Genomic DNA, 7,032 nt, shown 5'->3' on the forward strand with positions numbered 1-7,032 from the left:
CACTACCAATAAAGCACCAAAATATAAACCCAATGCTAAAAACCATAAAAACAAGCGCATGATCCAATGGGTGAAAAGCGATGCCAAAGGATTGCTGCTGGGCAATAAATGTCTGAAAGAAGTTACCGATGACATGGGTTTTATCTACGTAGTCCAACCCCGTGGACAAGCCGGAAACAGAAGCGAAATTGGCCGATTGGCCCATAACTTCTTCGCCAAAATAGGCATCACCCTCCGAAACGGCCCCTTCTGGAAATTCAGACTCAAAAAGAAACGCAAAGAATGCCGCCGCAGTACTGGGGACTTTGTAGGGTAGGTTTCAGTTTGCAGTTGTTCAACAGTCAGTGACCAGAAGCTAGCCCCCCTGAGGCGGTAAACGGTATTCAGTGACCGGTAATCGGTTGTTTTTTTTGTCATCCTGACAATCAGAAACCAGCACCCAGCACCCAGCACCCAGAAACCAGAAACTAGAAACCAGAAACTAGAAACCAGCACCCAGTAACCAGCCCCCAGCTACACCCCAGTATAATTAAAAGGAGAAATAACCTTAAGCTCTTCTTTCACGCTATCGCTTACATTCAAAGTGTCGATAAAGCTTTTAATACTTTCTTCGGTAACTTTTTCATTCTTGCGGGTCAGCTCTTTAAGGGCTTCATAAGGTTTGGGATAGCCTTCGCGACGAAGAATGGTTTGGATAGCTTCGGCTACCACTGCCCAGTTTTCGGCAAGGTCTGCATGGATGGCGTCTTTGTTGAGTTCTAACTTTCCGAGTCCTTTTTCAAGAGACTTGAGAGCTATTAAAGTGTGGGCCAGTGGCACGCTGATGTTTCTGAGTACTGTCGAGTCCGTAAGGTCGCGCTGAAGTCTGGAGATAGGCAGCTTGGCAGACAAATGCTCAAAAACAGCATTGGCCAGGCCGAGGTTGCCTTCCGCATTTTCAAAGTCGATAGGATTCACCTTGTGAGGCATGGCCGATGAGCCGATTTCACCAGCTTTTATTTTTTGTTTGAAGTAGTTAGAGGCAATATATTGCCAGATATCACGGCTAAGGTCAATAAGTATAGTGTTGATCCTTTTCAGGTTGTCGAACAAAGCCGCAAGATTGTCATAATGCTCAATCTGAGTAGTGGGATGGCTTCTCTCCAGACCAAGGTATTCTTTCACGAATTTATTTCCGAAAGCCACCCAGTCCGTATCAGGGTAAGCAATGTGATGTGCATTGAAGTTACCCGTTGCTCCACCAAATTTTGCAGAGTAAGGCACTGTTTTTAGCAACTCGAGCTGCTTGGCTATGCGCGCATGGAAAACCATAAACTCTTTACCCAATCTGGTTGGCGACGCAGGCTGCCCATGCGTTTTGGCCAGCATAGGTATGTCTTCCCAGCTTTCTGCATCCCGGGCTATTTTGGCGTGTACCTCATCCAAAAGAGGCAATACAACGTTCTCCAGAGCATGTTTCAAAGAAAGCGGTATAGCCGTGTTGTTTATGTCCTGGGAAGTCAGGCCGAAATGGATAAATTCCTTGTATTCACTGATATTCAGTTTGTCAAAATTCTCCTTGATAAAGTATTCAACAGCCTTTACGTCATGATTCGTAGTTTTCTCTATTTCTTTGATACTTTCAGCATCATTTTCAGAGAAGTTTTCATAGATCTTTCGAAGCTGGGCGAATAGCCCATGATCAAAACCTTTAAGTTGCGGTATGTCAGACTCACAAAGTGCGATGAAATATTCTATTTCCACGAGCACACGGTAGCGGATAAGTCCGAATTCCGAAAGGTACTGAGCTAAGGAATGAGTATGTCTTCTATATCGACCATCAACAGGTGATAGTGCAGTTAATGCATTTAAATCCATGAAAGATAGGTTTTCTTTGAAGCGCACAAAATTAATAAAATAACTCTTTTAAGCAGTTAATAATTACGGATTTAATAAGTCCTGTTATGGCCGTTTTTGTTAATTTTGGTTCAGGCAGAAAAGTGGCAAATAGTGCGGGTATTTTTGGATATGACTGTGGTTCTCTTGCTTACAAACGCAGGTTTTCAGAGTTAGGTGATAACTTGCTACCTTTGTGCCTTCAAAATTATAGAACATAAAGCGGATATACAGCTTTTAAAATAAACAGCTAAACATTCAAATCAATGGCATTCAGCTTTTTTAAGAAAAACAAAGAAGAAAAAGAAGAGAAAAAACAGCCGCAGGGAGCAGGTAGTCACTATTACAACCTGAAGGTAAAAGAGATTGTTCAGGAAACCAAAGACGCGATAACTATCGTATTTGAGAGCCCTGAAAACAAAATAAACTATAAGTCAGGCCAGTTCCTTACCCTGATAGTTCCTATGGAAGGCAAAGACGTAAGGCGAGCATATTCCCTTTGTTCATCACCTTTCGTAGATGAAGACCCTGCAGTGACGGTTAAAAGAGTCGATGGTGGACTGATGTCCAACTGGCTGCCAGACAACCTGAAAGTGGGCGATACCATGAAGATCATGGAGCCTATGGGTGTATTTACTACAGAATATAAAACTGATAATAAGAGGCATATTGTCATGTTTGCCGGAGGTAGTGGCATAACCCCGATGATGTCCATCACCAAATCCATGCTTACCCAGGAGCCCGATAGCATTATATCATTGATCTATTGCAACAGAGATATAGACAGCATCATATTTAAAGATAAGCTGGAGCAATTGCAGACAGACTACGAAGGAAGGTTCCGCGTGATCCATATCCTCGATGATGCCCCTATGAACTGGCAGGGACACTCCGGTCTGCTAAACCACGATATGCTGGTCAAGATATTTGAGCGCATTCCTAACTGGGGAGCAGATAAAACCACTTACCTGATGTGTGGACCGGAAGGAATGATGAAAAATGTCGAAAACCTGCTCGAAGAGCAGAAGATCGACAAAAGCAAGGTATTCAAAGAAAGCTTTGTAGCCGGTACCATCGATAAAGAATTGAAAAAAGAAGGCGCAGAACCTTCTGATGGAGAAATAGTTACCCGTGAAGTAACGGTGATCTATGACGGTGAAGAACATAAATTTACCGTAGAACCGGACTCTACCATTCTTGAAACTGCACTGGATCTGGGCATTGACCTTCCTTATTCCTGTCAAAGTGGTTTATGCACCGCCTGTAGAGGCAAATGTATTTCCGGGAAAGTGAAACTCGATGAAGAAGAAGGCTTAAGCGAATCAGAGCTAGAAGAAGGCTATGTGCTTACCTGCGTGGGTCACCCTATCAGTGATGATGTGGTGATAGAAATAGGGTGATCAATCACTAATATAAAACCTAAACCTTCCGGAATAAGGCAGGTTATATAAAGGCAGGTTAAATATTGTAAAAACTTTCAGATGACTGAGCTTCCTATAGAAGTTTAGAATTATCAACGAAAAAGAAACAGCAACCCATGAAAAAGGAAATAGCATTACCGGAAAGAAAACCGAGGAAGTTTTTGCCAGAAGACTTTAAAATAGAAAACTGGGAAGGGCTTGAACCATTCTATAAAAATCTGTTGGAGCGTGATATCAATTCCGCAGAAGATCTGCGCGAATGGCTTAGGGACAGGAGCGAGCTGGAGTCAATTATTTCAGAAGATGCCGGCTGGCGCTATATCTATATGACCCGCTTCACCGATAATGAAGAATATACAAAGGCATACCATCATTTTGTGCAGCAAATACAGCCTAAAATATCCCCCATCACGGATAAGCTGAACAAGAAGGCACTTAATACACCTTTTACTGAAAAGCTGGAGCAGGAGGAAGGTTTCAATATCATGATCCGTGAATTGAGAAAAGATATTGAGATATTCAGAGAGGAGAATATTCCGATCTTCACCGAAATGCAGACAGAGACCCAGAAATTTGGGCAGATCAATGGTGCTATGACGGTAGAAATCGATGGCAAGGAGCTGACCCTGCAACAGGCTGCTGTTATCCTTCAGTCGACAGACCGGGCAAAGCGCGAGGAGGTATACCACAAGATAGCCCGGCGCAGATTGCAGGATAAAGATAAGCTGAATGACCTGTATACCAAACTCATTTCCTTGAGAGACCAGGTGGCTGAGAATTCTGGTTTTGACAACTATCGCGATTACATGTTCAAAGCTATGGGGCGCTTTGATTACACCCCGCAGGACTGCTTCGACTTCCATGCATCCGTAAGGGAAGAAGTAGTGCCGATGCTTAGCCAACTGGCTCGTGAACGTAAGGAAAAACTCGGGGTAGATCAACTTCGTCCCTGGGATAAAGCCGTTGATGCAGAAGGAAAAGAGGCTCTAAAACCATTTGCCTCCAGTAAAGAACTAACCTCCAAAACCATTGAATGTTTCAAGCGACTGGACCCCTTCTTAGGGCAGTGCCTTGAGATTATGGAGGAGATGGGGCACCTTGATCTGGAATCGAGAAAAGGCAAAGCACCGGGCGGTTACAATTACCCACTTTCAGAAATAGGAGTGCCGTTCATCTTTATGAATGCTACGTCTACCCTCCGGGATATGATCACCATATTGCACGAAGGAGGCCATGCCGTGCACTCGTTCCTTACCAGGGAACTGGAGCTGACCGATTTTAAACATACACCTTCCGAGGTGGCAGAATTGGCTTCTATGAGTATGGAACTCATTTCCATGGATAACTGGGATCTTTTCTTTGACAATGAAGAAGACTTGAAGCGGGCCAAAAAGGAGCATTTGGAGCAGATCATCGAAACACTGCCGTGGGTGGCAACTATCGATAAATTCCAGCATTGGGTCTATGAAAATCCAGGCCATTCGGAAGAAGACCGGGTAAAAGCCTGGAATGAAATTTTCGCCCAATTCTCTGATGATGTTACCGATTGGTCTACGTTAGAAGAGAACCGCAACTTCTTATGGCAAAAGCAATTGCACCTGTATGAAGTGCCATTCTACTACATTGAGTATGGCATGGCACAACTTGGGGCTGTTGCCGTCTGGAAAAACTATAAAGAAGACCCAAGAAAAGGTCTGGAGGGATACATGAGCGCCCTAAGATTAGGCTACACCCGCTCAATACCTGAGGTGTACGAGGCAGCACATATCAAGTTTGATTTCAGCCGCTCCTACATAAAGGAATTAATGAGCTTTGTGAAGCTTGAAATGGAAAAACTTTAACGATTTACAGTTCGCAGTTTTTGGTTCACAGTTCAAAGTTTCAGGTTCTGCTGTATTTTAATTAAGTGCAGTAAAACCCTGAACTAAGAACTGTGAATTGTGAACTTGTAAACCGTGAACTTAAAAACTGCTTTTAGGTTCAAAAGTTACCGAATGTCCATTTCTACCTACCGTAAAAGAGGTTTCCGTTATTTCTTCGATGGTGCCGAAAAGGATTACTTCTCCATTAAATACAGTATTAGGGTCGTCTGAGGCGCGTATGGCTTTGATCTTTAGCTCATTGTTGCCGGTAATTTCCCAGGTGCCGTCAAAATCAATATAATCACTGCATTTGACGTCGCCATTAATACTGCCACCGTCAAACTTAAAGTCCCCGTTTGGGTGAAATATCCAGGCGTTATCCTGAATAAATGCGGCATCCGGCCTGCACTCTTCTTCTACATTTAGCGGGTATTGCTCAGTAATGTTCCATGCTTTTGCATCTCCCGCGGTTAACATTTCCCTATACGCCGTGTTTGGCGGGTTATCATCATCGCAGCCTATCACGGAAAATACGCCGATAGCTGCAAGTAATGTACTATATATTCGATACATGATATGAGGTTCAAATGGTTGTTAAATAACTTCATAGTGTTGCTAGTCTGATTATGCTGTAACACTTCGCTAATTTCTTTCAGCTTCACATTATATAAACATCCGGCGCAGGCATTTGGTTAAGAGGGCTTTAGTTTCCAAAGACCTGCAAAAGGCGAAATAAAGGCCTGGCCTCAGTATTAGCGTAATTTTTGATCATGTAATCCGGTATTCTTGTCCGTGGATACATTTGTGATACAAGTTGGGGGTCATGTAAGTGAATCACTTATTTTTCATTGTTTTGGATATAAAAAATGCTTTTATCATGTAATAAACTCAAGCAAATTGCTTATATTCAAGAGTTAATAGGGTTACCTGAATGATGAAATTTATCATTAATGAAGTGTAATGTTTTTGTTAAAATGTAACTAATACGATTTTCTTTTCAACCTGCCGGAATCATTCTACTTGTTGTACCTGCTCATTACGATAGCGTAGCAGTACCTAGTGAAGTGGAGAGAAAAATGAATTAAAACAGAAAATAACAAAATGATGAAAATGACTTGGGAGGATTCGAATGGGCGTTACAATAAGCTTTTTGAAAGTTTGAATGTACTGCTTGATAAAACAAAAAAAGCCCTTTCTGATTATGAGCAGATCAATATGGAGTTTGCTCATAAAATATACAACGAAGAGCTAACCCCCCTAATGGAAAAGGCAGAGTGCCTGGAAGACTATGAGAAGGAGTTTAAAGTCATGCATGGCATAATGACAAAACAAGTAGAGCATCTTCAGAAAATAAGAGACGAAGTTAAAATGATGATGATTAAGGACAGTGTGAACTTTCCGCTGAATTAATAATTTGACGTGTAGGATTTGTAGTAGTCGGGCTGCGGCAATTGAGCAGTCATTTTGATCCCGGGTTTCGATCCGGGATTTTTTGTTTAATGTGGTTAAGCCGGCTTCTAATTACGGAACAAAACCTGTGGAGTAAATGGATTGGAAAGTAAACAAGTAAAGTGAAACTTGCCACTGAAATCAGTAAACGCGCAGTTTATATTATATGAGTTTGCCTACTGCTTTTGCCGATTGCTATTTTCAACTGTCTTGTCGGCAAAGAGGTGAAAACTTAGTGTCTCCCCAGAAATTCGGCTTGATCCGTTTTCTTCCATAACCAAGCCTGTAGTATTTGCGCCTTTTGCATAGACCTGGCGTCCTTTGCGGTTAAGCCTAATCACAAATACATAAAGTTTTTAACACACCCACTTCATTCAAACTTACCCCTTTTTAAATGGCAATATTTGCAATGTGTTGTTGGTCAG

6 protein-coding genes are annotated in these 7,032 nt (G+C 42.3%); 4 read left to right on the forward strand and 2 right to left on the reverse strand.

Features of this window, described 5'->3' with window-relative positions:
• Positions 1–316, forward strand: a 316-nt coding sequence (locus E1163_RS30475) for a hypothetical protein (RefSeq protein WP_185156002.1), incomplete at its 5' end; no start/stop codon positions are given.
• A gap of 197 nt (positions 317–513) precedes the next feature.
• On the opposite strand, the gene purB is transcribed toward E1163_RS30475, so the two are convergent.
• Positions 514–1,857: an adenylosuccinate lyase gene (gene purB / locus E1163_RS07335; protein ID WP_155170786.1), complete on the reverse strand. Its 1,344-nt coding sequence runs from the start codon at positions 1,855–1,857 to the stop codon at positions 514–516.
• A gap of 284 nt (positions 1,858–2,141) precedes the next feature.
• On the opposite strand from purB, the gene E1163_RS07340 reads away from it, so the two are divergent.
• Positions 2,142–3,275, forward strand: a complete 1,134-nt coding sequence (locus E1163_RS07340) for a ferredoxin--NADP reductase (RefSeq protein WP_155170787.1) — start codon at positions 2,142–2,144, stop codon at positions 3,273–3,275.
• Positions 3,276–3,412: 137 nt separating this feature from the next.
• Positions 3,413–5,137 (forward strand): M3 family oligoendopeptidase, encoded by a 1,725-nt coding sequence (locus tag E1163_RS07345; protein WP_155170788.1) that lies wholly within the window; start codon positions 3,413–3,415, stop codon positions 5,135–5,137.
• Between the two features lie 120 nt (positions 5,138–5,257).
• Here the strand turns inward: E1163_RS07345 and E1163_RS07350 are convergent, their stop codons facing one another.
• Entirely contained in the window at positions 5,258–5,731 is a 474-nt protein-coding gene (locus E1163_RS07350; protein ID WP_155170789.1) for a hypothetical protein, read from the reverse strand.
• A 528-nt stretch (positions 5,732–6,259) separates the two neighbouring features.
• On the opposite strand from E1163_RS07350, the gene E1163_RS07355 reads away from it, so the two are divergent.
• The gene (locus E1163_RS07355) at positions 6,260–6,568 is read left to right on the forward strand and encodes a hypothetical protein (protein ID WP_155170790.1); all 309 of its coding nucleotides are present in this window, start codon (positions 6,260–6,262) and stop codon (positions 6,566–6,568) included.
• Positions 6,569–7,032 lie beyond the last annotated feature (464 nt).

It is taken from the genome of Fulvivirga kasyanovii (assembly GCF_009711405.1).
GTDB classification, from domain to species: Bacteria; Bacteroidota; Bacteroidia; order Cytophagales; family Cyclobacteriaceae; genus Fulvivirga; species Fulvivirga kasyanovii.